16 protein-coding genes are annotated in these 23,014 nt (G+C 58.9%); 5 read left to right on the top strand and 11 right to left on the bottom strand.

What is annotated here, in order from left to right; all coding sequences use genetic code 11:
* Nucleotides 1–29 precede the first annotated feature (29 nt).
* On the top strand, nt 30–2,486 hold the full coding sequence (locus ACOBR2_RS05870) for a family 78 glycoside hydrolase catalytic domain (RefSeq protein ID WP_420239112.1): 2,457 nt from the start codon (nt 30–32) through the stop codon (nt 2,484–2,486).
* Nucleotides 2,487–2,613: 127 nt separating this feature from the next.
* On the opposite strand, the gene ACOBR2_RS05875 is transcribed toward ACOBR2_RS05870, so the two are convergent.
* Together ACOBR2_RS05875 and ACOBR2_RS05880 are read right to left on the bottom strand one after the other, a co-directional pair.
* Complete coding sequence (locus ACOBR2_RS05875) at nt 2,614–3,693, bottom strand: hypothetical protein (protein WP_420239113.1); 1,080 nt, start codon at nt 3,691–3,693, stop codon at nt 2,614–2,616.
* Nucleotides 3,690–5,789, bottom strand: a complete 2,100-nt coding sequence (locus tag ACOBR2_RS05880) for a beta-galactosidase (protein ID WP_420239114.1) — start codon at nt 5,787–5,789, stop codon at nt 3,690–3,692. Before ACOBR2_RS05880 ends, ACOBR2_RS05875 begins: the two co-directional genes overlap by 4 nt.
* Nucleotides 5,790–6,124: 335 nt before the next feature.
* Here ACOBR2_RS05880 and ACOBR2_RS05885 point away from each other — a divergent pair, with 335 nt between their 5' ends.
* A complete protein-coding gene (locus ACOBR2_RS05885; protein WP_420239115.1) occupies nt 6,125–6,817 on the top strand; it encodes an aspartate/glutamate racemase family protein in 693 nt (230 codons plus the stop codon).
* Between the two features lie 10 nt (nt 6,818–6,827).
* Nucleotides 6,828–8,066 carry an MFS transporter gene (locus ACOBR2_RS05890; RefSeq protein ID WP_420239116.1) on the top strand — a complete coding sequence of 413 codons (1,239 nt, stop codon included), beginning with the start codon at nt 6,828–6,830 and terminating at the stop codon, nt 8,064–8,066.
* 121 nt (nt 8,067–8,187) lie between these two features.
* Here the strand turns inward: ACOBR2_RS05890 and ACOBR2_RS05895 are convergent, their stop codons facing one another.
* The 5 genes from ACOBR2_RS05895 to ACOBR2_RS05915 all read right to left on the bottom strand — a co-directional run bounded on the left by ACOBR2_RS05895 (nt 8,188) and on the right by ACOBR2_RS05915 (nt 16,047).
* Complete coding sequence (locus ACOBR2_RS05895; RefSeq protein ID WP_420239117.1) at nt 8,188–9,474, bottom strand: four-carbon acid sugar kinase family protein; 1,287 nt, start codon at nt 9,472–9,474, stop codon at nt 8,188–8,190.
* Nucleotides 9,471–10,751, bottom strand: coding sequence for a ribulose-bisphosphate carboxylase large subunit family protein (locus ACOBR2_RS05900; RefSeq protein ID WP_420239118.1), 1,281 nt, complete (start codon nt 10,749–10,751; stop codon nt 9,471–9,473). The genes ACOBR2_RS05895 and ACOBR2_RS05900 overlap by 4 nt, the downstream gene beginning before the upstream one ends.
* Nucleotides 10,752–10,891: 140 nt before the next feature.
* Nucleotides 10,892–12,619 carry a beta-L-arabinofuranosidase domain-containing protein gene (locus ACOBR2_RS05905; protein WP_420239119.1) on the bottom strand — a complete coding sequence of 576 codons (1,728 nt, stop codon included), beginning with the start codon at nt 12,617–12,619 and terminating at the stop codon, nt 10,892–10,894.
* A gap of 123 nt (nt 12,620–12,742) precedes the next feature.
* Entirely contained in the window at nt 12,743–13,987 is a 1,245-nt protein-coding gene (locus ACOBR2_RS05910; RefSeq protein ID WP_420239120.1) for a substrate-binding domain-containing protein, read from the bottom strand.
* A 410-nt stretch (nt 13,988–14,397) separates the two neighbouring features.
* Entirely contained in the window at nt 14,398–16,047 is a 1,650-nt protein-coding gene (locus tag ACOBR2_RS05915) for a hypothetical protein (protein WP_420239121.1), read from the bottom strand.
* 30 nt (nt 16,048–16,077) lie between these two features.
* Here ACOBR2_RS05915 and ACOBR2_RS05920 point away from each other — a divergent pair, with 30 nt between their 5' ends.
* Together ACOBR2_RS05920 and ACOBR2_RS05925 are read left to right on the top strand one after the other, a co-directional pair.
* Nucleotides 16,078–16,626, top strand: a complete 549-nt coding sequence (locus ACOBR2_RS05920; protein WP_420236305.1) for a winged helix-turn-helix domain-containing protein — start codon at nt 16,078–16,080, stop codon at nt 16,624–16,626.
* A complete protein-coding gene (locus tag ACOBR2_RS05925) occupies nt 16,539–17,111 on the top strand; it encodes an IS630 family transposase (protein WP_420236306.1) in 573 nt (190 codons plus the stop codon). Before ACOBR2_RS05920 ends, ACOBR2_RS05925 begins: the two co-directional genes overlap by 88 nt.
* Nucleotides 17,112–17,120: 9 nt before the next feature.
* Here the strand turns inward: ACOBR2_RS05925 and ACOBR2_RS05930 are convergent, their stop codons facing one another.
* The 4 genes from ACOBR2_RS05930 to ACOBR2_RS05945 form a co-directional block, all read right to left on the bottom strand.
* Nucleotides 17,121–19,430: a carboxypeptidase regulatory-like domain-containing protein gene (locus tag ACOBR2_RS05930; protein WP_420239122.1), complete on the bottom strand. Its 2,310-nt coding sequence runs from the start codon at nt 19,428–19,430 to the stop codon at nt 17,121–17,123.
* A 501-nt stretch (nt 19,431–19,931) separates the two neighbouring features.
* The gene (locus tag ACOBR2_RS05935) at nt 19,932–21,317 is read right to left on the bottom strand and encodes a glycoside hydrolase family 28 protein (RefSeq protein ID WP_420239123.1); all 1,386 of its coding nucleotides are present in this window, start codon (nt 21,315–21,317) and stop codon (nt 19,932–19,934) included.
* Between the two features lie 186 nt (nt 21,318–21,503).
* Complete coding sequence (locus ACOBR2_RS05940; RefSeq protein WP_420239124.1) at nt 21,504–21,644, bottom strand: hypothetical protein; 141 nt, start codon at nt 21,642–21,644, stop codon at nt 21,504–21,506.
* Nucleotides 21,645–21,704: 60 nt separating this feature from the next.
* On the bottom strand, nt 21,705–22,919 hold the full coding sequence (locus ACOBR2_RS05945; protein WP_420239125.1) for a threonine ammonia-lyase: 1,215 nt from the start codon (nt 22,917–22,919) through the stop codon (nt 21,705–21,707).
* Nucleotides 22,920–23,014 lie beyond the last annotated feature (95 nt).

The raw sequence follows: 23,014 nt of genomic DNA on the forward strand, positions 1-23,014 counted from the left end.
TCAACCTCTGGAGGTTCTAAGCTGTGAGGATGCGAATCAAATCTGTTCTGCTGGCTGTTGTTTTCCTTGTCCTGGTTTCCGCTTTTTGGAACGCCCGTTGCCGTGCCCAGTCTGCGGCGACTGGAAAAGATTTTCCCGGCGCGGCCCAGTGGATTGCCGCATACCCCACTGATGCCGAACAGGGCGATGAGCCGTTGCCGCTCTTTCGCCACTCGCTGAGCATCCGCAAGCCCGTGCGCCGTGCCACTCTGCGCATCTCCGGGCTTGGCCAGTACGCTGCCCGCATCGATGGCCGGAAGATTGGCGATAGCGAACTCACTCCCGGCTGGAGCGACTATCGCAAGACCATCTATTACGACAGCTACGACCTTACCCGAGAACTTCAGCGCGGCGATCATGCGCTCGGCATCGCACTCGGCAACGGCATGTATCGCGTGCGCAAAACCAAAGGGCGCTACACCAAATTCGCCTCTGTTTACGGTCCTCCGCAGTGTATCGCCCAGCTTACCATTGAGTATGCGGACGGATCGCACCAGGAGCTGCTCACCGATGCTTCCTGGAAGACGGCGCCCGGACCCATCGTCTTCACCTCAATCTATGGTGGCGAGGATTACGATGCGCGGCGCGATCCGTCCGGATGGGATCGTGCGGGCTTCAACGACTCTGCTTGGAAGCCTGTGCTCACGGTGCCTTCCCCGGGCGGCCAACTGCGCTCTGAACTCAGCGCACCCATTCGCGTAATGAAGTCGTATGCGCCTGCTGCTCCTCGTGCAATCAAGCCCGGTGTGATCGTCTACGATCTGGGGCAAAACATCGCTGGATGGCCGGAGATTGAAGTCAGCGGCCAGCCCGGAGCGACGCTCAAGATTATTCCCGGCGAATTGCTTAAAGAAGACGGCACAGTCTCGCAACGCAGTTCCGGCAGCCCCGCATGGTTTAGTTACACGTTGCGTGGTGAGGGCGTCGAGCGCTGGCATCCGCGCTTCAGCTACTACGGATTTCGCTATTTGCAGGTGGAGGGAGCAACGGTTGCGCCGGACGCTGTGAATCCTCCCGTGCGCCTGCTTGCCTTGCGTGGACAGGCTGTACATTCCTCTGCGCCTGCGGTGGGTAGTTTCGAGTCCTCTGATCCGTTGCTGAACAGAATTCATGCACTCATCCAGCGTGCCATTGAGAACAATTCGGAAAGCATTTTTACCGATTGCCCGCACCGCGAAAAACTTGGCTGGCTGGAGGAGACGCATCTGCTGGCTTCCTCGCTTCTCTACGACTACGATTTCCGTTCGCTCTTTGCTGCAACCTTCCAGAACATTGCTGATGCGCAGCGGGAGAGTGGCGAGAAGGCTGGCATGGTGCCCGAAGTTGCGCCGCAGTACGTCGTCTTCGAGCCTAAATACGACGTCTTCAACGATTCGCCCGAGTGGGGCAGCGCTGCCGTGCTTGCGCCCTGGTACGTCTATCAGCAGACCGGCGATCTGTCCACGCTGTCCAGTAACTATACCGTGATGAAGCGCTACGTGGACTATCTGCACAGCCGCGCACAGAACGGCATTGTGAGCTACGGCCTTGGCGACTGGTACGACATTGGTCCTGCCGCGCCGGGTGTGGCGCAACTTACCTCGCCCGGCGTCACTTCGACGGCCATCTACTATCAGGACCTGCGCGTGCTGGCGTCTACTGCAAAGCTTCTTGGAAAAACAGAAGATGCCGAAGCCAGCGAACGCGAGGCGGCAAGTGTGGCAGCGGCTTTCAATGCGCGTTTTTTTGATGCTTCTGCACATCGCTATGACCATGGAAGCCAGACCGCGCAGGCCATGCCGCTTGCCCTCGGTCTGGTTACTGCCGAGGAGCGTGCCAATGTTCTCGATGTGCTGGTCAGCGATATTCGCGCCTATCAGAATCACGTGACTGCAGGCGACATTGGCTTTCACTACGTGGTGAAGGCGCTCAGCGAGACTGGTCGCGACGATGTGCTGCTCGATATGCTCAAGCGCACCGACGCGCCCAGCTACGGCGATCAGTTGGAAAAGGGCGCAACCGCGCTTACCGAGGCATGGGAAGCGAACCCCACAAGCTCACAGGATCACTTCATGCTTGGCCATGCGGAAGAGTGGTTCTATCGCGGGCTGGGCGGTATCGACGTAGACTTTACGCGCAAAGAGAACGAACGTATTCTGCTTCATCCCTGTGCGCTGGCTGGCCTCGGCTGGGTGCGTACACATTACGATTCCACGCTGGGCCGCATCGATAGCAACTGGAAGCGTGGGGCAGCGCAAACCGACTATGAATTCGTAGTGCCAACTGGAGCAACGGCGACGTTGCAGATTGAAAGCGGTCAACCCGAGGCCATCACGATCAACGGCAAACCCGCCAATCATGCTGCGGGCGTGCTCGGTTCACACATTGAAGGCAAGGCAGTGCGCGTGGTGGTTGGTTCAGGCCACTATAACGTGCTGGCGCGAAATCCCTCGCAGCCAGGTCTCTGATCGCATTCATTTATATCTTGGGTTTGTGCTTTCCCAGGTCCAAAAAGAGGGACCTGGGGCACCCAGCCTGGGTACAAATTCAAACGGTCAAAGACCTAGAATCTAGCCCCTGGAACATGGAACTTCGTTACCACGGTTTCGACTTCGCTACCGCAATGCCGCGCACTTCGTTTGGCCACTTGCCGGAGACGGCGCAATAGAAGTGGTAGAGCGCTCCCTCGTGATAGATCACGGAAGTTTTGTGAGCGAAGGTTTCGTCCACTGTGCCGGGAGCGCCAGTATCTACCAGCACTTCGTCGATCTTGGTGAAGTGGTACGGATCGCAGCCGAGGGCCAGCAATTCGCGCGCCTTGCCCTTGAAGTCGAAGCCGAAGTAGTACATGCCCCACACCTTGCCGTGGCGCACCACGAAAGGATTGCTGGCGAATTTTCCATCCCGCGAATCGGCGTTGCCATTCTGCAGCAGTGGGTTCAGATTCGAACGCGTCCAGGTCTTCAAGTCGCGCGAGGTGGCAACGCCGCTCTGTTCGCGCCATCCTCCGCCCTGGCTCTTGGGCAGCTTGTCGGTCTTGGCGTTGTAGTAGAGGTAATACGTGCCGCGATCCTCCACCAGATTCGGTCGATACAATCCGCCGTGTTCCCACGGTGCGCCATCCTGCGGAAAGAGGATTGGGTCGGTCAGTTCCCAGTGCCGCAGATCGTCGCTCCAGGCAAGGCCAATCACTGCCGCGCCCTCTTCGTAGCCCGCGTTGGGGTACGCATTCCATGCCGCCAGATAGCGCCCATTGACCTTCTTGAGCGTGTTGCCCGAAGTCAGATTGCAGTCGTGCAGAATCGTGCTCAGCGCCACGTTGTATTTGGTGTAGCGCGTGTTAGCGTCGCGATGCGCAATGCAGCCCAGGCGCTCCCAGTCCAGCAGATTACGGGAGCGCGCCAGCCCGGTCTGATAGCCCGTTCCGTCGAAGCCAATGTAGGTCATGTAGAACTGGCCCTCATGGCGAAAGACGAAGGGGTCGTCCACGGCCTTGGCATCAAAACTTGCCGCATCGCCTGAAGCCTTGAGCACCAGCTTGTTCAGCTTGTACGGCGTGCGAAAAGGTACAATCTCAGCTTGCGAAAACTCTTCTGTGTGGCCGAGCAGCGGCCTGCAGAGGGCTGCTGCCGTCAAGCCGCTCACAAAACCGCGGCGTGTCATCCTTATCTTCATTCAAGACCCTTTCCTGTCGTGAGCAGTACGGCAACATCCTGTGCTTGCAGATGCAAGCTGCTCACGGATTTTCCATCCTGTAGCAGATCGCGCATGGGAGCGGCCAGAGTTACATCAGACGCCGTGTTGCCGTGATTGATCACGATGAATACTGTCTTTTGCGTGTTCACGCGTCGGCAGACTTCCACTTGCGCAGGCACTGTGCCGAACTCGGGCTTCAGTTTTGTCGCATCAAGGGCGCGTTGCACGATGTGCTGCATGGTGGCTTCGTCTACTACTGCGCCAAGATAGGCAATCGTGCCTTTTCCCAGAGGACGTTCCACCATCGCCGTTTGATGATCGAGCCAGCCGTTGGCATGGCCGTAGCGCAGCAGAATGCGGACGTCAGCAGTATGCGTGGTCAGTTGCTCGGCCCATTGTGTGGCCTTGCCCATGGAGGATCCGTCTGTAATCTCCACATCTTTGTCGAGTGCGTAAAACTGCTCGACCTGTGCGCCCAGTGCCTCAGCCAATGGACCTGGCTGGCGCGTTTCATTGAGCGCATTCCACTGGTTCTTCAAGCCTGTGCGTGGGCCCAGAATCAGGTGCCCGCCGGTCTGCACATATTCGAGCAGATGTTTGGCCAGAGCTTCTGAAATCAGATTCAGGTCAGGCGCAAAAATCAGCTTGTAGCCGCTGAGCGCAGCTTCGGGCCGCACCACGTCCACTGTCTGTCCTGCCGCACGCAGCGGCGCGTAATAGCCCAGCAGTACTTCAAGCTGATCGTAGTTGTGATTGTGCAACTGTCCATCCAGCGCCCAGCGGCTGTCGTAGCTGTGCAGCAGTGCCACCTGCGCCTGCGGCGTAGTCCCGGCGAGGGCCTGGCTGGCAAGCGCGAACTCCGCGCCTGTCTGCGCTACTTCCTTGTAGACGGGAACTGGTTCACCATCCACGCCGACCAGCGTTCCATGGTACTGTTCCTGCCCGTTCAGCGCGGCCCGCCACTGCCAGTAGAGCACTGCGTCGGCTCCATGACCCACTGCCTGCCAGGCCATCGCCCGCGTTTCGCCCGGTTCCAACATGTTGTTGATCGGCGCCCAGTTCACCATGCCGGGCTGCGTTTCCATCACCCAGAAGTTGGCTTGCTTCCAGCCGCGCACAAAGTCGTGCATAAAGCCATTGCGTGTGGTATTCAGATGGCCCTGACCCACGTAATCGTCCCATGAGGCAAGGTCCAGATCTTCATTGATTGTGTAATGGTCGAAGTTGTCGCTCCAGCCCAGTCCGCCAATGTTGGTCGTGATGAATTGCCGTGGTTCAGCGGAACGGTGGATCGCATCGATCTGCACGCGCACAAAGCTGCGCCATGTGTCGGTGACAAAATGGCGATGCTCAAGCAGCAGCCCTGGATTGCCGCCTGCCGTGGGTAGAGGAATCTCGTCCCAGCGGTCGTAGGTCTGGCTCCAGTAGGCAGTGGCCCACGCGTCGTTCAGTTTGTCGAGCGTGCCATAACGTTGCTTGAGCCACTGCTCGAACTGCGCACGTGTGGCTGCATCGAACGATTCATCGGTGAGCTCGTTACCGATCTGCCAGCCGATTACGTTCGCATCGTGCCCGAAGCGTTTGGCCATTTCGGCAGCGATTGCGGCGCAGAATTCGCGATAGCGCGGATTCGCATAGTTGAACTGCCGTCTGCTTCCGTGTTCCGCAGTGCGGCCTGTGGTGTCGGTCCGTAAAGTTTCCGGATAGGACCGCGTCAGCCACGCCGGGGGCGCGTCGGTCGGTGTGCCCAGAACCACCTGGATGTGATGTTTTTCCGCCAGCCGGATAGCCCGTTCCAGCCAGTCCAGATCGTAGTGGCCTTCGGCTGGCTCCATGCGGCTCCAGGCAAACTCACCCACGCGCACTACGTTCAGATGCGCTTCTTCCATGCGCTCCAGATCGTGTTCCCAGCGCGCCTCGGGCCACTGCTCGGGGTACCAGGCTGATCCCAGAAAAAGCGTGCGGGACTGTGCCCGTGCAACAGTGGGCAGGCCAACCAGAGCAACGAAAACGGCAAAAAGAAGAGCGCGGAACTGACCATCCGGAAGCCTGCGCGTTCGATTCAGTTTCATCATGAGGGTATTTTTCTTTTCTAAATCCTGGCTCTCTTGTACCACATGCAGCGCATGGGTTGAGAGGCCGTTGCAGTGAATTCAGTAGGGCTGGTCATGGTTCCGCAAAGCGAATTCATCCTTCTGGGTTTTTGGAATTCCAGCCTTGTCTCTTCTGTAAAGTTCCTGATTTTTCGTTCCTCATGGCGGAACCTTCGTCCGCTCAAAGTTCCCGGTTTTCTGTTTTCAGCAAACTCTGTACTTTGATCTTGCTTGAAGTTTAATTTCGGACGGATTGCTGTGTAATCTCCCCCGGAGATCCTGTCTTGTGCTGGATTGGCCGGAAGAAAGGTCGAGCTTTGACTACGACACCTCAGCCTGTTTTGGCGCTGATCCACACCAGTCACACGCTGGTACCCATGTTCACTGAGTTATGCAAGAAACATCTTCCTGAAGTTCGCATCTTTCATGTCTCTGACGAAAGTTTGATTCAGGATACGGTTCGCAATGGTTCGCTGCGCCGCATCACCATGCGCCGTATGATCGATCAGATTGCATCGGCCGAGGCTGCTGGAGCGGATGCCGTGCTTACCACCTGTTCTTCGATTGGGGAGGGTGTGGCGTTGGCGCAAAAGCTCTTCGATATTCCTGTTCTGCGTATCGATGAGGCCATGGCCGAGGTCGTTGTGGCCAAGGCTCGCACGGTTGGCGTGCTGGCAACGTTGCGCACCACGCTTGAGCCCACCACCAATTTGCTACGCCAGAAGGCTGCGGAAGCCAGACGTGAGCTTCGGCTGGTAGAGTGTTTGTGTGAAGATGCTTTTCCTGCCGTTTTGGCGGGCGACGTGGAAACTCACGATAACCTGCTCAGGCAGGCGCTGCTGAACGATATGAAAGGCGTCGACGCCATTGTGCTGGCGCAGGCCTCCATGTCACGCGTGGTCAGTTCGCTTGAGCCCGGCTTGCTGCAAGCGCCGGTCTTTTCCAGCCCTGAGCTGGCGGTGAAGAGTGTGCGTGCAAAACTTGGGTTACCTGCCGTGATTGCAGAATAAAGGTTGCCCGTTGAAGCAGCGTCACAAAGTGCTCGGCCTGCTGGCCGTTCTATCCATCATTACCTTTCTGGACCGGCTGGCTGTGGCAGTTGCCGGTCCTGGCATTCAGGCCGACCTGCACATTGACCCACGCCTGTGGGGCTGGGTACTCAGTGCCTACGTGCTGGCCAACGGCATCTTCGAAATTCCTTCCGGCATTCGTGGTGATCACAGCGGCCAACGCGCCGAGCTGACCCGTATTGTCGGCTGGTGGTCCTGCTTCGATGTGCTCACCGGCTTCTGTCGCGGATTCTGGCAACTCATCGTCGTGCGTTTTCTCTTTGGTCTTGGAGCCGCTGGAGCCTACCCGAATGCTGCCGGCGTTGTCTCCCGCTGGTTTCCGCGCGGTGAGCGGGCACGCGCTCAAGGGCTCATCTGGTCGGCCAGTCGCATGGGGGGCGCACTTGCTCCGCTGCTGATCGTTCCCTTGCAGATGTACTTTGGCTGGCGCAGCGTTTTTTGGCTGCTGGGTGCGGCGGGCTTCGGCTGGTCCGCGCTCTGGTGGACGTGGTTCCGCAATCATCCTGTCGAACAGAAGGAAATTACACAGGCTGAAGTCGACGAGATTGGCCAGCCCAACGCAGCGGCGCACTCCGGCGAGTTCGGCAGCCTGTTGCGTTTACCGTCCATTTGGCTGATTGCGCTGGCCTACGCCTGCTATGCCTGCGGCACATGGTTCTATTTCTCGTGGTATCCCACATGGCTGGTGCATGCGGCGGGCTTCTCAATGAATGGCGTGCTGCTGACTTCGTTCCCGTTCATCGTCGGTATGGGCAGCAATCTGTTGGGTGGCGTACTGGGCGACAAACTTACGCATCGCTGGGGCGCGCGTCTGGCTCTGCGCCTGATTCCCTGCGTGTGCCTTACGCTCACCGCCGGCATTCTTGCCGCGATGGCCATGGTGCACGGCAAAGTGGCCGTGGTGGTGCTCTCCACGCTTGGCTTTGGGGTGATGGATCTGATGCTGCCGTCGGTTTGGGCTCTTTGTTTGCTGATCGGTGGCCGCCTGAGTGGTGCGGCTACGGGCATGATGAACACTGCAGGACAGGTGGGTGGTTTTACCTGCACCGTGCTCTTCGGTTACATTGTGCGCGCCACCGGAAGCTACAATGCGCCGCTCTGGTTTATTGCCACAATGGTGCTGATCAGCGCGATACTCTTCAGCCTGATCGATTGCCGCCAACACCTGGAAAGCCAGCACCAGGCCTGACGATTTTTCATCGATCATCGCAATCAAATGTACAAAACCCCAGAACCGTATTGCACGGTTCCGGGGTTTTTCTTAGTGAAGTCGATTGTCTTTGTGTACTCTTCCAACCTAGCTAATTCGGCTAACCCCTCACCTGCGCAAAGAACTCATCTGGACCGATCTGCCCGCCCTTGAGCACAAGCTCCAACCCATCCAACTCCGTGCCGGGAGCATGCGCTTTGCAGAGAGGAGCGCCGGGTGCAAGTGGTGCGGCAAAGGTCAGAGCCTGCAGCCCGAGTTGCTGCACGGCGTGGGTCGATGTATCGCCGCCAGCCACTACCACACGCTTTACATTTGTCCTGAGCAGAAGATCCTTCAGCCGTTCTCCGAGTGTTGCACTGAAGTTCTCGCCATAAGTCTGTGACTCTGGCTGTGGTCCAAGCGCCGTAAACAGCACCACGCTGCGGTTTGCGGATAGCGCGGCTTCGGCCGCTCCGGTCAACTCTTCGGTCCATCCTCGTGCGTCAATCTCCAGCGTTGTAAAGCCCATCTGCCGGGCGCGCAGAATCTGTTTTTCCGTTACCGGGGAGCAGCTTCCGCTCAGCACCACCAGCCTGTCCACAGGTGAGGCGTTCGCCAGATTTGGTGCAGCTTCAATCAAGCCTGCCTCGTGCCAATGCTGCAGCAATCCATACGTCAGCCCCGAGCTTCCTACCGCAAACAGTGGCTTCTTCTGGGCCCGTTTCCACAGAACGCGGGCCGTCTCCAGCGTCATCTGGTCGTCACAGCCGTCAAAGATCACGGCCTCTGCATCGGCACGCAACTCTTCCGCCAGTTGTTCGGCCACGCGCCCTTGTTGGTAGGCGGGCAGGTCTACCGCTCCCATGCGCAACATGGTTTGCCGGTATAAATGCAGGCGCAAATCTGCTTCCCGCATCGGAGTTACTGGGTGCCGGCTCATTGTAGGATGGCGGTCGATGCGGTGCATTGTGCCATGGGCGGCAGCAAATAATTGGCTATAGACTACCGCCCGGCCCAGATGCGGCGCGCCCACCACCACCGGCACAAACTCCGCGTCAAATGCGGCTTTGCCCAGCTCCATTGCCCGTCCGATGCTGCCCACATGCGGTCCGCTGTCAAAGGTCGAGCATACTTTGTAGTGGCACACGGGAGCATTCCACGCACGTAAGAGCGCAAACACTTCAGGCAGATGTTTGCTCATCCATGCAGGCGTCTGGCTGCGACTTTGGCCCGCGATGCCCACGGCACGGCAGGCGCCATAACGCTGCAGTTCGTCGGCCGCGGGCGCATGCGTGAACAGCACGGCAGGCACGCCTTCCAGCGCCAGTCGTTCCAGCACGTCGGTTGAGCCGGTGAAGTCGTCCCCATACCATGTGTAGAGCAAAGCGGGGTGAAATTGCGCGCTCATCCATGCGCTCCATAAGAAGCCAGAGCTCCGCGCAGCTCGCTATGATCTTTGGCGTATTCGCTGAGCGCAACTCCCGCCAGTGCTGCCTCCCACGCCTGATGCAGGCTGTGCACGCCCGCAGCGGGCCCGTCGGGATGCGCGAGGATGCCGCCCCCGCAGGCGTAGATCAGATCCGTGCAACCGAGCGCGGCATAGGTTGCAGCCACTTGCTTGGCGGATTGCCCCGAAGAAAATACCGGCATAATTGTGCAGCCACGACCGGGCTGGTCGAACATCGGCGTCAGGCATTCGCGCGCCGAGGCGATGACCGACTCGTTCGTCTCGCAGAATTTGTTGTCGATCCCGTTCACGTGTACATGATCGATGCCTGCCAGACGCCAGAATTTTTGCCATGCCACAAAGCTCATGCCAATGGCGTGTGAGCGGCCCAACATGCCCCAGCCGTTGCGGTGCCCGTGAATGGCCACCTGCGTGTGTTTGCGCAAGGCCACCAATGCGGGCAGGCCGATGCTGTTCAGGCTGGTCATCACGCAGCTTCCGCCGTGCTTCACTACAAAGTCGTGGCGGCGGAGCATCTCGTCGATCTCGCCGGTGATGTTGGCCGCATACATCACCTTGCGGCCGGTCTTTTCAGCCAGATCGTTGAGCGTGGCCAGCACTGCGCCCACGCGCTCTTCAAACGGACAGTGCGGCCCATCGGCCTGCAACTCGTCGTCCTTGATGAAGTCCACACCGGCTTCGGCTAGCATGCGTGCGCGCTCGGCGGTTTGCGCCGGGCCCATGCCCACGCTCGGCTTGATGATTGTGCCGATCAGCGGCCGCCCGTAGACTCCCGTCAGCCTGCGTGTGCCCTCTACGGCAAACTGCGGGCCCTGATACTTTGACAGAAATTCGTTGGGCAGCTTGATGTCGAGCAGCTTCAGGCCGGAGAAGGGCTTCAGCTCAGAGAGATTGCCTGCGACCGTTGCCATCAGGTTTGGCAGCGACGGCCCCATGTTTTCGATGGGCCAGCTCAGCGTGACTTCGGCCGTGCGCCGCACGACGGGGCCTGCCTGATTCTTTGGCACACCCGAACCGGGCAGCGACGGCGCATCGACCGTGCTCAGCTCTACAATCTTTTCCACCCGCGCCGCATACAGCTCACGCAGCTCATCCGTCTCGCCCGGCACGCGCACAAAGGTTCCCGTCGACTGTTCGCCGGCCATCATCGCTGCCGCGCTCTCCAGTGGATGCGCTGTCTCAATCCAGTAGCGTGCCTCAATCCGTCCCATCGTCATTTCTCCTGATTGCGATCCGTAAAAACAGGTTCTAGGTTCTATGGACTAAGTGTCTGGAGAGCCTTGGCGTCCGGAGTTGATAACGAAGTTTTCAGGATTATGCGACAACGGCACGAACCCCGCTAATCGCGCTGACTTCGCTAGCTCCGCTTCGTGAAGTACGTCGTGTAACTCTCTTCGCGCACAAAGTAGAAGGGCGCATGAACACTCTCTCCGCCGCGATAAAATCCATCGCCAAAGACCGTGCGTTTTTCAAGCGCATCGAGCGGAGAAAGATCGCTGCGCGGATTCATCTCCACATACACCAGTGGTCCACGCAGTACGGCCACCGTCTCCGGATGCTGGTCGTCGATAGCCTCGGTGCGGAAGCGCATCGGCAGTCGCAATTCCACTACATCGCCTGCCGTCCAGCGCCGTTTCAAGGTTGCAAATCCTCGTACCACGTCTGCGTTTGCAGCTTTTCCGTTTACACGAATCTCGGCCTTTTGTTCCAGCCATCCCGGCAACCGCAGCGCCAGCGTGAACTCCGCAGGTGCGCTCGTGTGTACTTCGATGCGCACGTTTTCGTCCAGCGGATAGGCTGTTTTTTGCGTGATTCTTACATCGCTGCCTGCGATCTTTGCGTCCAGTTGCGAGGGCGTATACAGGTTTACCGCGACGCCGCTCTCCATGCGGAAGTAGATGTTCTTTACATAGTTGGCCACGCCCTCGACGAGCGTGCCGGAGCAGCAGGGCCACTTGATTTTGTAGTAGGTCTTGCGCGCCTGCGGTCCATACGTCGAGTAGTACGGATAGTCGCCATCGCTGTCGGGCTCGCGCACGGCCAGCAGTGCGTTGTAGAGCACGCGCTCCAGCCCGTCGCCATACTGCGCCTCGCCGGTTGCGCACATCAGATAGCGTGCCAGCTTGATAGCTGCGTAGCTGCCGCAGGGCGTCTCAAAGTGATCGTCGGTCGAGCGCAGACTCGCGTAGAGTTCGCCGCGATGGGGCGTGATGAAGGTCTCGTTCGGACCCCATCCGCCGGTCGCATATTGTTGCGTGTCGCGCAGCAGGCGAAAGGCGGTCTGCATGGCGCGCAGGTACTTCTCATCGCCCAGCACCAGATGTGCCTTGCCCGCCGAGCTCATCGCAATGGCGTGACTGTAGGCGTGCTGGCCAGGAAACACATCCTCACCCCGCGCCAATGGATCAAAGAGTTCCTTGTCGAGCAGATAAAGCACGGCGCGATCATGGAAGGCCTTGTCGCCGGTTAGCTCCCAGGCTGCAAAGAGCGTCTCTGGCATGATGAAGGTTTCGTCGTAGGGCGGATCTTTCTTGCCGATGCGGTCACGCCCAGCCGCAGGCAGATAGGGCTGTGCTCCGTGCAGGACGCGAGGAATCAGTGCCCGCGCCTCTTCCATACCGCAATACTCATACGCATCCACCAGCCCTTGCAGATGCTTGTCGAGGATGTAGCAGGGCCAGAGCTTTTCCGCATTCGGCCCGGGCAGAACGTTGTCGTCCTTGGCCATGGTTTCGGCCAGCCCACGCACCAGCGCCTGCACCTTGGTCTTCAGTTGCGCATCGTTGCTCGTCTTTGCCAGCCGAGCTAGTCCCGATACATATTGCCCGAAGGTGTGACCAGGCACAAAGCCGTCGCGGTCATACCAGCCGCCCATGCGCTTGCCCGGCGCGGGCAGCCCGGCTCGCTCACGATAGACCTGCAGCAGACGATCATTGTCCAACGCCGCATAATCGGCCGCGATGCGGTCGTACTGCTCTTTGAGCGGTCCGCCCAGCAACTGCACGCTGCCGTATTCGAACTCGGTAAAGCGCGTGCTTCCGCGGCCTGCGGCCCAACTGGCGCGCAATGCTGCGGGTGCGGCCATTACGGCACTCGCGGCACTTATCGCTGCCAGAAACTCTCTGCGTGTCTGCTTCGGCAATCCTTGCTCTGGCAATTCTTGTTCTCCCCCTGCACTCTACTGTCCGATTGCAACGGAATCCAAGAACTAAAGCAGCGCGGTTTCCTGGTTCCGCAGTATGGAACCTTCATCGACGTTTTCCAGTAGCCGTTCCGGGCTCATCTTGCCCCGTCCCGCCCAGCTCATCTGTTTGTCCAACGGGTAGATGAGGTCAACGTTGCGGGGGGTAAGCAACTGATGTTTGACGAACATGGTGGATGGAACCGGCTTCTGGCGCAGAATGTTCAACGCCATCGGGATCAGCTCTTCACCGTAGCGCTCCGGGAAGTAGGCCACCGATCCCACCAGCCGCGTGTTGGGCCGCCGCAGTTCGGCGCGTGCTGCCTTCAGTGCGTTCTGCCCCATCACGGCAATCAGATGCGCCGCGCCAGCCTCTTCGTAGGCGCGCAGAGCAGCCAGTGCGCCAATGTCGTTCACGGCGGCCACCAGCGTGCGTGCCGGACCACGGCGACGCAGAAATTTGCGCATCACGTCGAGCACCTGTTCGAAGTTGCCGCGACCATTCAGGCGTGTCATCGGTGTTTCCACAATGTGCGGCAGTTCCATGCGCAAGCCGTCCACCATGCCTGCCAGCCGCAATTCCAGCAGCGATCCGGCAATGGGCAACTCCACCAACACCAGCTGGTCAACCTCGCCCTGCCAGTTCTCGTTGGCCCAGCGGCCCAGCGCCTTGCCGCCGATCAACCCGGCCTTGTAGTTGTCCGCGCCAAAATACGTCGCACCCGGGTGCGGCACTTCAATCGCAATCACCGGCACGTTGGCCGCCACAAACTTCGAGGCGATCACCGAGGCCACGCGTTCGTAGGTCTGGAACTCCAGCACCAGGTCAACGCGCTCCTTAATCAGCAGGTCGGCGTTGCGCAGGGCCTCGCGCGCGCTATAGCGGTTGTTCAGCGTGATCAGTTGCACATGCTCGCGGGCCGCTGCAGCTTCAATACTGCGCATCACCTCACGGGCAAATTCGGTATCGCCCTGGGAGGCAAAGCCAATGCGGAAGGAGCGTGCCGCCACGGGTACAAAGTTGTTACGATAGACGCCGGCGCTGGCGCGCTCAATCAGTCCGCCGTGAATCAGTGTGCGCAGCAGGCGGAAGGTGGTCGTCTTGGGCAACCCGGTGCGGGCCATCACGTCGGCCAGTTGCAGTTCCTCGCCCACCTGCCGGAAGGCCTTGAGTACTTCGCAGGCACGCAACACCGTCTGCGATTCATTCCGGTCGCTGGTGCGGCCTTCTTCCGCTACTTCAATGTTTTCCTGGGTCTCTGTGTTCTGCATGGTCTTTGGGTGCCTGCTGTCCTTTGTTTGTGCGTTGCGAAGAAAGACTATATTCCGGCTTATGGAATTGGCAAGAGGAGCGAGGCCGGAAAGTTGATTCCACTTCTTGGAGCGTTGCGAATCTGCCCCGGGAAACAACCATGGAGAGCTGGGAGAGGCGGAGACTGGTCAGGCAATCTCCTCTGGAATCGTGCTTTCAAGCCCATTTTCTGACAGGGAGAGGTGGAAGAGTGGAATGCTTTTCTGACCATAATCTAAAGCTGTATAAAAAGATAAAAATTCCGATATGAGGAATTTATTCTGACGGAGGATTGACATTCTGCAACAGAAACAGCAGAGGCCATGCTCGTTGGGAGCATGGCCTCTGCTGTTGAGGGCAGCAGCCGCATGAAAGGCTGCTGCCGGTTGAGTTAGAAGCTGAGGTGGCCGGCAAACTGCCAGTCACGCGGCGCGTACGAAGACGACATGGCGCTGATGGTGCCGTAGGTGCTGGAACCCGAAGCCCAGCTTGCGCTCGGGCTGCCGAAGGTGGCGTGGTTCCACACGTTGGTCACATCTGCTTCAAAGGTGAACTGCGCGTTGTACTTGTGCAGGTCGATCGTGCGGCGCACACCGGCGTCGACGTTCCAGTAGTAAGGGTTACGCATTGCGCTGTATGCGCGGGTGCGCGGCGCATTGCCGATCAGGTACTGCGTGCCGGTGCTTGCCGCGTTGGTTGGCGTGCTGAAGGCGTTCGTATCCAGATACTGAACCTTCGCGCAGCTTCCGCCGATGGCGGCAATGCCCAGGCTGCAGGCAGTGCGTCCTTTGGGGCCGTTGCCGTACTTGTATTGCGTACGGCCGTTGCCCTTGTAGGAGCTGTTCATGTCCGGCATCGCCGTTCCCTGCAGAGGCAGTGTGCCGGTGTTGGTGGTTGTCGGTCCGCTGAAGATTGTGGCAATCGGCGTACCAGAGCTGAACTGGTAGATGCCGGAGATCTGCCATCCGCTGATGATGGGGCTAATCACCGGAAGGCTATTTCCAAGGGCATTCTTGCCGAAGGGAAGCTTGTAGACGCCGTAGGCATGAATGGTGTGCGGCATTGAAAGCGAGGTCAAGCCACGGTCGATGCGGTTCTGTTTGTAAGCCTTGGTGCCGTTGGAGATGGCCGCCGCGGGAATATCGAAGCCGGAACGGAAAGTGCCGTCATCGCCCACGTTCTTGGCGTAGGTGTAGTTGACGTTGTAGGTCAACCCCTTGTGCATGCGCTGGTTCAGGGTCACCTGCAGCGAGTGGTAGCTGTAGTTGCCGGTGTTGCCCCATGTGTCGGTGACGCCCGAGTACTGCGGGAATGCCGTCAGGGCCTGGGCAATTGTGGCGGCTCCAGTGTAAGAGCTTGCACTCGTGATGAAGCTGGGAATGTTTGCCGTCGGGAAGTAGGATGCGACGATGGCCGCATTGGCTGCCGTGGCGGTCGAGGTCAGGATTGGCGCACTGTTGGTGCTGTCCTTAACGCTGCCCAGAACTGCCAGGTATTTCGGGTTTAGCTGGTTGGTCCAGTAGCCGCGGGCATTGGTGCCGGTGGTGCCGGAGTTGACGATGAAATGGCTTTCATTGCCGACGTAGTTCACGCCCAGGGTCAGATCGGGCGTGAGGCTGCGTTCGATGCCGAAGTTCCACAGCTCAATCACTGGTGCGCGGCCTGACAGATACGGATCTGCGTAGCTGACACTGTTGGCTGAAACAGCCTTGGTACCGCTTCCGGAGTAGTAATAGCCGGTATTCAGTTCCTGCGCCGAAACACCAGGCGTAGGAGCCGAAGGCATGGATACGCCACCCAGCAGGGCAGTGTTGGCAATGCCTGCGGATGTGAAAGCCGTGCTGTTGTTCAGGTAGTAGGACGGTCCGGCCGATACGCCCGAACTGATTTCTGTTGCGCCGGTGGCCGACATGTTGAAGCCGGTCTGGCCGGTTCCGGTAGCGCTGCCTGCACGGCCGCCCACGCCGCCAGCCTGCGAATAGACCATGGCTGCGCCGGTGCGGAGGATGGTCTTACTGAACCTCGCATAATATAGTGACAATGTCGGTCGTGTAGCAGTAAGCTATCAGGCATGACACGATCCAATGCGCCACGACGTGACTTCGCAGCCCTGCAAGAACGCCGCCGCCGCGCCGCGCGTCTGTTTGCCGCCGGCAAGCGTTCACAGGCAGAGATCGCCCGTGAACTCCTCATCAGCCGTCAAAGCGTGAGCCGATGGTTCGAGGCTTGGCGTCAGGATAAGCCGGGTTGGATTCGCGGGGCGGGGCGGGCAGGTCGTCGGCCGAAACTGGATGGGGCGCAACTCAAGCAGGTGGACAAGGCGTTGCGTCAAGGCGCGCAGGCCCATGGTTTCGGAACCGATCTGTGGACATTGCCCCGTGTGGCGGCAGTAATCGAACGGACCACGGGCGTTCACTATCATCCCGGCCATGTATGGAAGATTCTTGCCGCTCTTGAGTGGAGTCTGCAACGGCCGGCCAAGCGAGCGCGGGAACGCAATGACGAAGGTCGGCGGCTGTGGATGGCGAAGCGGTGGCCGGCAATAAAAAAAACGCCCGGCGGCGAAGAGCCTGGATTCTCTTCCAGGACGAAAGCGGAGTCTCGGAGCGGCCGCCGGTAAGACGGACTTGGGCGCCGAAGGGAGAGACTCCGGTGTTGGTTTATGCCTTCAACTGGAAGAAGCTGTCGATCAGCGCGGCACTGGGCTATCGCTGGGACGGCAAGCGATGCCGGTTGTGGTTTCAGACCCGGCCAGGCAGCTACAACGACGAACGGCTGACCGTCTTTTTGCGTGATCTGAAGAAACACTTGCGCGGGCAGAAGGTGATTCTGATCTGGGATGGACTGCCTGCACACAAAAGCAGGAAGATGAAGCAGTATCTGGAGAGCCAGCGTAGTTGGCTGCAGGTAGAGACGCTGCCAGGTTATTCTCCTGATCTGAATCCGGTAGAGGACTTATGGAGCAACATCAAAGGTCAGGAATTGGCCAACCGATGTGTTGCCGGACTTGGCGAGGCTGAAGACGGTGTGCGCAGCGGCATGGAGAGAGTGCGCCAATCCATACTGCCGTTTTCTTTCCTGCACCACGCGGGACTCTTTTTTTGATCTATCGTGTCACCATATTACGCGAGACTCAGTAGGATTCAGCTCATAGGCGATGCCTACGCGCGGCCCGATATTCTTCCAGTAGGTGTGAACCGGAGTTTTGCACTGGCAGCTCACGCTTGCGCCACCCCAGTTGCCGGCAAACTGCAACATGCCGTAGCTGTTTGTCAGAGGGTTGGTCAAAGCCGGATTTAGGTAAGTCCAGCGGTCCTTGACCTCGTGGAACGGAGGCAGGTAATCCCAGCGCAGACCGTAGTCGACGGTGAGCTTGCTGCTGACCTTGTAGGTGTCGCGGACGTAGATAGCCAGGGTGTGGTAGCGTCCACCGGTTTCGCTGAGCGGATACAGGGCGACGGAAGGAGCGTAACCGGTGCCCGAAGTTGAACCGGCCACTGCGCCCAGCATGTAGCTGGCAAACGAATAGCCCGAAGGCGCTGCAGATGTTCCCGTGCTCAGAGCGTTGCCGGAGTAATTGGCCGTCGAAAATGCACTATAGGCCAAAGCCAGTTCAGACGAGTAGGCAAGCGGAGCCGCTGTGTTGATCTCTTCCCACAGACGCGAGAAACCAATTGTGATCGAGTGCTTGCCGTGCAGATACTGCAGGTTGTCGGTCAGCGTGAAGGTGTTCGGGTTGACGCGCTGGGTCGAGTAGCTCGTGCTGTTGCCCGTCCAGCTTGTCATCGCAGTGCTATAGGCTGTGGTGGTGGCGAAGGCTGCGCCTGGAAACGTCGTTGCGGCCTGGCCCGTGGGAACGTTGGTGATGCCCATGGTTGCAGGTGTGTACTGCGACATGCCATCAGTGGCCGCACGCTGCGGCTGGATGAAGCGTGTGTAGCTGTACTTCATCTGGTTGACCAGGTTTTCGTTGATCGTATAGACATCTTCGATGATGTAGCTCTTCGGATGGATGTCGGCATAGGTGCCCGTAACGTAAGGAACCGGCATGCCGTTGGAGAAGTTGCGCAGGTAGTTGACCGAGCCCATGGCGCCCACCGAACTGATGCGCTGACGCGAGCTCAGATCGTAGTCCACACGCCAGTCGAGCAGGTGGTTGTCATAACCGGAGGTGTAAGCGTAGAGGTAGTTGTTGGTCAGCGTGCTGCTGATCGTTGGGGCCGGCATGAATGCAGCCATGGCCTTGGCGATCGGCGAGATCATGCTCGACGGAATCACGTTGTAAGTGCTTGCGCCGTTTTTGGTTGCGCTCAGTGGCGTACGGGTGCAGGCGCTGCTGCTCGTACATTTGTTGGAAGTCGGGTCGTAGAGGATGGCCCTGTTGGTCGCGGCAGTGGTACCCGTACCGGACAAGCCACCCGAACCGATGTTGTAGCCGTTCAGTTCGGTAAAGTCTCCCGACAGCATAGCCGTCGTGGGGATCGTGTAGAGCGAGGGGCTGCCGCCCTTGCGGTTGTGATACTTATCGTAGGCCACGAAGAAAAACATCTTGTCGTGGGTCTTCGGCACCACGCCGCTGAAGCTCACCGAAAGTTCGTTCTGGTGTTCGACCGGCTTCGGCGCATACTGCGACTGGTTCTGGGAATTTGTGACCGTGGACCACTTGGAGGTAAAGCCCCAGGAGTCGAAGACCGTGTTGCGAACGTAGTCGGCAATCTTGCCGTGATACTTCAGGCCGCCCGACTTCATTGAAAAGTTCATCGCGCCGGCGCCCATGTACTCGGCAGGCGGAGTGCTGGTCAGCACCTGAAACTGATCGACGGCCTCCACGCTCATCGATAGCGAAACCACGCGGTTGTCGCCCTGCATGTTGACGGTTGTTGCAGGCATGCCTTCCAGGTATAGCTGGCCGAGGTAGTTGCCCGTGCCGCCGATGACCGGCATGCGGGAGCCAGACTGTGCGCCCGGCGTGAGAGAGGCAAATGCGGTAGGATCGCGCTGCTGGTTGCCATTCATCTGCAGCGGAAGGTTGGTGTAGGTGTCGTTTTCAACCGTCAGGCCAAGGGTTGCGTCGGCGGTGTCTAGCACAGGAGGAGCTGCTGTGACTTCGATGGTTTCGGTTTCATTACCAACGGCCATCTGCGGGTTGTACACACGGGCCTGCAGGGCGTCGACCACGACGTTGTCCTGCTGCAGCTTCTGAAAGCCCGCCGCAATGATTTCTACCGTGTAGGTTCCCGGCTGAACGGGAGAAAGAATGTAATAGCCAGCCGAAGACGATTGCGCCTTGCTGGTTATGTTGGTTGCCTTGTTGGTAATGGTTACGCTGGCATTGGGAATTACGGCACCCGACGCATCGGTGACCGTACCCTGCAGCGAACCTTCGCCAGACTGGGCGAAGATCTTTCCGGCTGGAACTCCCATGCAGAGAAGCAGAGTGAGTGCGGCCAAAAATCCGCTTACTCGCCCGATTCCGCAACATGCAAGCAGTCTGTTTTTGTAGGTTGTTCTTGTCATGTGGCTTGCTTTTGTGCCTCCTGTGGCTCAGTTGGATCAGTAAGGCTAGATGCTTGGCACACCTGCCCCAGAAGTGTAGAGATGGGTGTACTAAGGCGATTTAGTCTCGGTAGAGAATTAACGCACCGCCGTTGTGTGAGTGTCAATAGGAAAATATTTTCAGTACTTAAGACTCAGCTAACATGGGAATCCATTGTTGTTATGTATTGGCAATAAAAGCTTTGGCCTGTTATAGGTATGAAATTGCCTGTGTTTGCTCCATTTTTGTGGATGGAAGGAATTACTTGTCGGCACGCTTTGCAAGGCAACCGCATCTGTTTTTTCATCACAAACAAAGCCGCCTTCTTGAAGCACCTGTAGGAGGGCGTTCAGGAAGGCGGTTTTTGTCTCTTTGGATACTTGTTTTTCTTACTTTGGCTCGCCGAAGGGAACATCCTTCGTGTCGGCAAACGAGGTGTCGCTGAACTTCACTGTTGTGCCGTCCGCAGTCTTGATTGTGTTGTCTGAGAGCTTCCAGTTGCGGGCATTGGTGATGGTGCCGGCGGTAGCAGCTTCAATGTCCAGATGATCGATCTGGAAGTTGTCCAGCGTGGCCGTCGGGTAGGCGCTCACGTTGAAGGCCGTCTTCGCTCCGCGGGCCTTGATGTTCCAGATGTGCACGTCGCTGAAGTGGGGCAGTCCCTGTTCATCGGGAACATGCGTGGTCAGTACTATCCAGTAGGGCGGAACGTCCTTGCTGCCCTCGGGCAGAGTGGCATAGCTGTAACTGGGGTTCCAGTTCATGGTCATGTGAATGGGCGTGGCCACACCCTCCAGCGTCAGATCGTGAATGCGAACGTTCTTGGCCCAGCCGCCCCGCGTTTTGGCGGACTTGAACAGCACACCCGAAGGCACTCCGCTGAGCGCCGTCAGATTGTAGGCTTCGATGTTGCGGAAGCCCCCCGAAGTCTCGCTGCCGATGGTCACCGCGGCTGCTCCGTGGCGGATGATCGAGTCGCGCAGAACCACGTCTTCCGTGGGCCGGTTCACGCGCAGACCGTCGGAGTCGCGGCCCGACTTCAGGCAGAGCGCATCGTCGTTCACATCAATGTCGGCGTGCTCCACCAACACCTGGCGCGAGGAATCAATGTCGATGCCGTCGGTCGACGGGCCTTTGCCGCCCTCGTTGTTGCGGATGGTTACGCCGTCAATGTGGATGTTGTTCGAGTAGAGCAACTGGATCGTCCAGAAGCCGGAACGCTTGAGCTGAATGCCGCCGCCAATCTTCACTTCAGACGACGACTGCACCAGCAGCAGGCGCGGCCGCTTCGCATCGTAGTCCGAGGCCCAACGCAGGCCCTTCGGTTCATAGGTTGCGCGCAGGTCCCAGTACGACTTCCACCAGATGGGCCCGTTGCCGTCGATGATGCCCTTGCCAGTGATGGCCACGTTCTTCTGCTCGCGTACATTGACCAGTGCCGCCGGCCAAGTCATTTCAATGCCGGCCACGCGGGTGGGCAGCAGTGGATAGTCCTCGACGTGCTGTGAGCCAAGGATGGTTGCGCCTTCCGGCACATCCAGCGTGACGCCCGACTTCAGAAAGATTGAGCCGCTCAGGTAGGTTCCAGGCTTCAGCGTGACCGTGCCACCCACGGCCGCCGCGGCGTCAATGGTCTTCTGCAGCGCGGCTGTTTCCAGCGTTGTGCCATCGCCCTTGGCGCCAAAATCGTTGGCCACAAAGGTTTTGCTGGCAGCCAAAGCGGGTACGGCCAGCGCCAGCGAGAGAAGCAAAGCAAACAGGGTATTCCGTTTCATGACGAGTCCTTCATCCTTCAGGGGACCGGTAGGCTGGTCCAGTTTTTTTGACCATTTGCAGAAAAATCCTTGCGCATCGATTTATATACGTTAAGTGTCGCATGTGGCAAAGTTTTTCTATTGAAAAACAGCTTCCAGCCTCTAGCCTCAAGCTTCCAGCCTTTTTGTTCTCTGTTCTCTGTGCAGTCATCGTCCATGCACTCCACGGCTGGCCCATACTGCCACCCGCAGCAGAGCCAGCAGAATCGCTACACCCACGCCAACCAGCGTCAGAATCCACTGCAGCGTCGAGGATTTTCCTGTAGAGGGTTTATGTTTTCTGTGCATCAATCTCCAGCCCCCATGCTCTGCACTTGGCACCAAGCACCTAGTCTCTAGAACCTGTTTTCACTGAATCCTCTCGAACCGGAAGCCCGCCTCGTGCAGTGCGTGGTTGATGGCCGTAATGTGCGTTGCGCCGCGCGTTTCAATCGTCACGTCGATCACGGTTTCGCCCAGACTTACACCGTAGTAGGCGCGATTATGCAGCGTCTCCACGATGTTGGCGCCTTCGCGGGCCAGAATCTGGGTGAGCGAAAGCAGTGCTCCGGGGCGGTCTTGCAGGTAGACGCGCATGCGCATCAGGCGGCCATCCTTCACCAGACCGCGTTCGATGATCTTGGCTAGCAGCGTCACGTCGATATTGCCGCCGGAAACCAGCACTGCGGTGCGCCTGCCGCGCAGGTTCGTCTTGGATTGCAGCACTGCGGCCAGCGCCGCCGCGCCCGCGCCCTCGGCCAGCGTTTTTTCCTGCTCCAGAAGCGTCAAAATGGCGCTGGCAATCTCCTCGTCGTCCACCGTGACAATCTCGTCCACGTAGCGCTCTACCAGCGGCATGGTAAGGTCGCCGGCGCGGCGCACGGCAATGCCGTCGGCAATGGTGGCAGCGGCGGCAATGGTGATAGGTTTGCCCGAAACCCGCGCTCGCAGCATCGACGGCAGCTTCTCCGGCTCCACGCCCACCACGCGAATCTTCGAATTGCGTTCCTTCAGCGCGCAGGCAATGCCGCCAATCAGGCCGCCGCCGCCGATGGGCACAATCACGGCTTCCAGATCCGGAATCTGCTCCAGCAATTCCAGCCCGATGGTGCCTTGCCCCGCAATCACCTCAGGATCGTCGAAGGGGTGGATGAAGGTGCGGCCCTCGGCAGAGCAGATTTCCAGCGCATGGGCGCAGGCCTCGTCGTAGCTGGCTCCGTGCAGAATCACCTCAGCCCCAAAGGAGCGTGTGGCCGCTACCTTGACCAGCGGTGTGGCCAGCGGCATCACGATCTGGGCGCGAATGCCCAGGGCCGTTGAGTGGAAGGCCACTCCCTGCGCGTGGTTGCCGGCGCTGGCCGCAATCACGCCCCGCTGGCGTTCCTCTGTGGTAAGCGTCAGCAGCTTGTTCAGCGCTCCCCGCTCCTTGAACGAGCCGGTCATCTGCAGGTTTTCCAGCTTCAGGTGCAACGGCAGTCCCGTCAACTCGCTCAAGTGGTGCGACTGCTGGCAGGGCGAAATGTAGATTGATTCGCCAATGCGCTTCCGCGCGCTTTCAATACGGTCTAACGTGACACGATCCAAGGCATTCTCCTCGTACTAGCCCCTAGCACTTGTCTTAAAAACAAAAAACCACCAGCCGCTCTGCGCGGGTGGTGGCCTGTGGAATCCAACGATGA

The sequence above is a fragment of the Telmatobacter bradus genome, assembly GCF_048629425.1.
Classification (GTDB): Bacteria; Acidobacteriota; Terriglobia; order Terriglobales; family Acidobacteriaceae; genus Telmatobacter; species Telmatobacter bradus.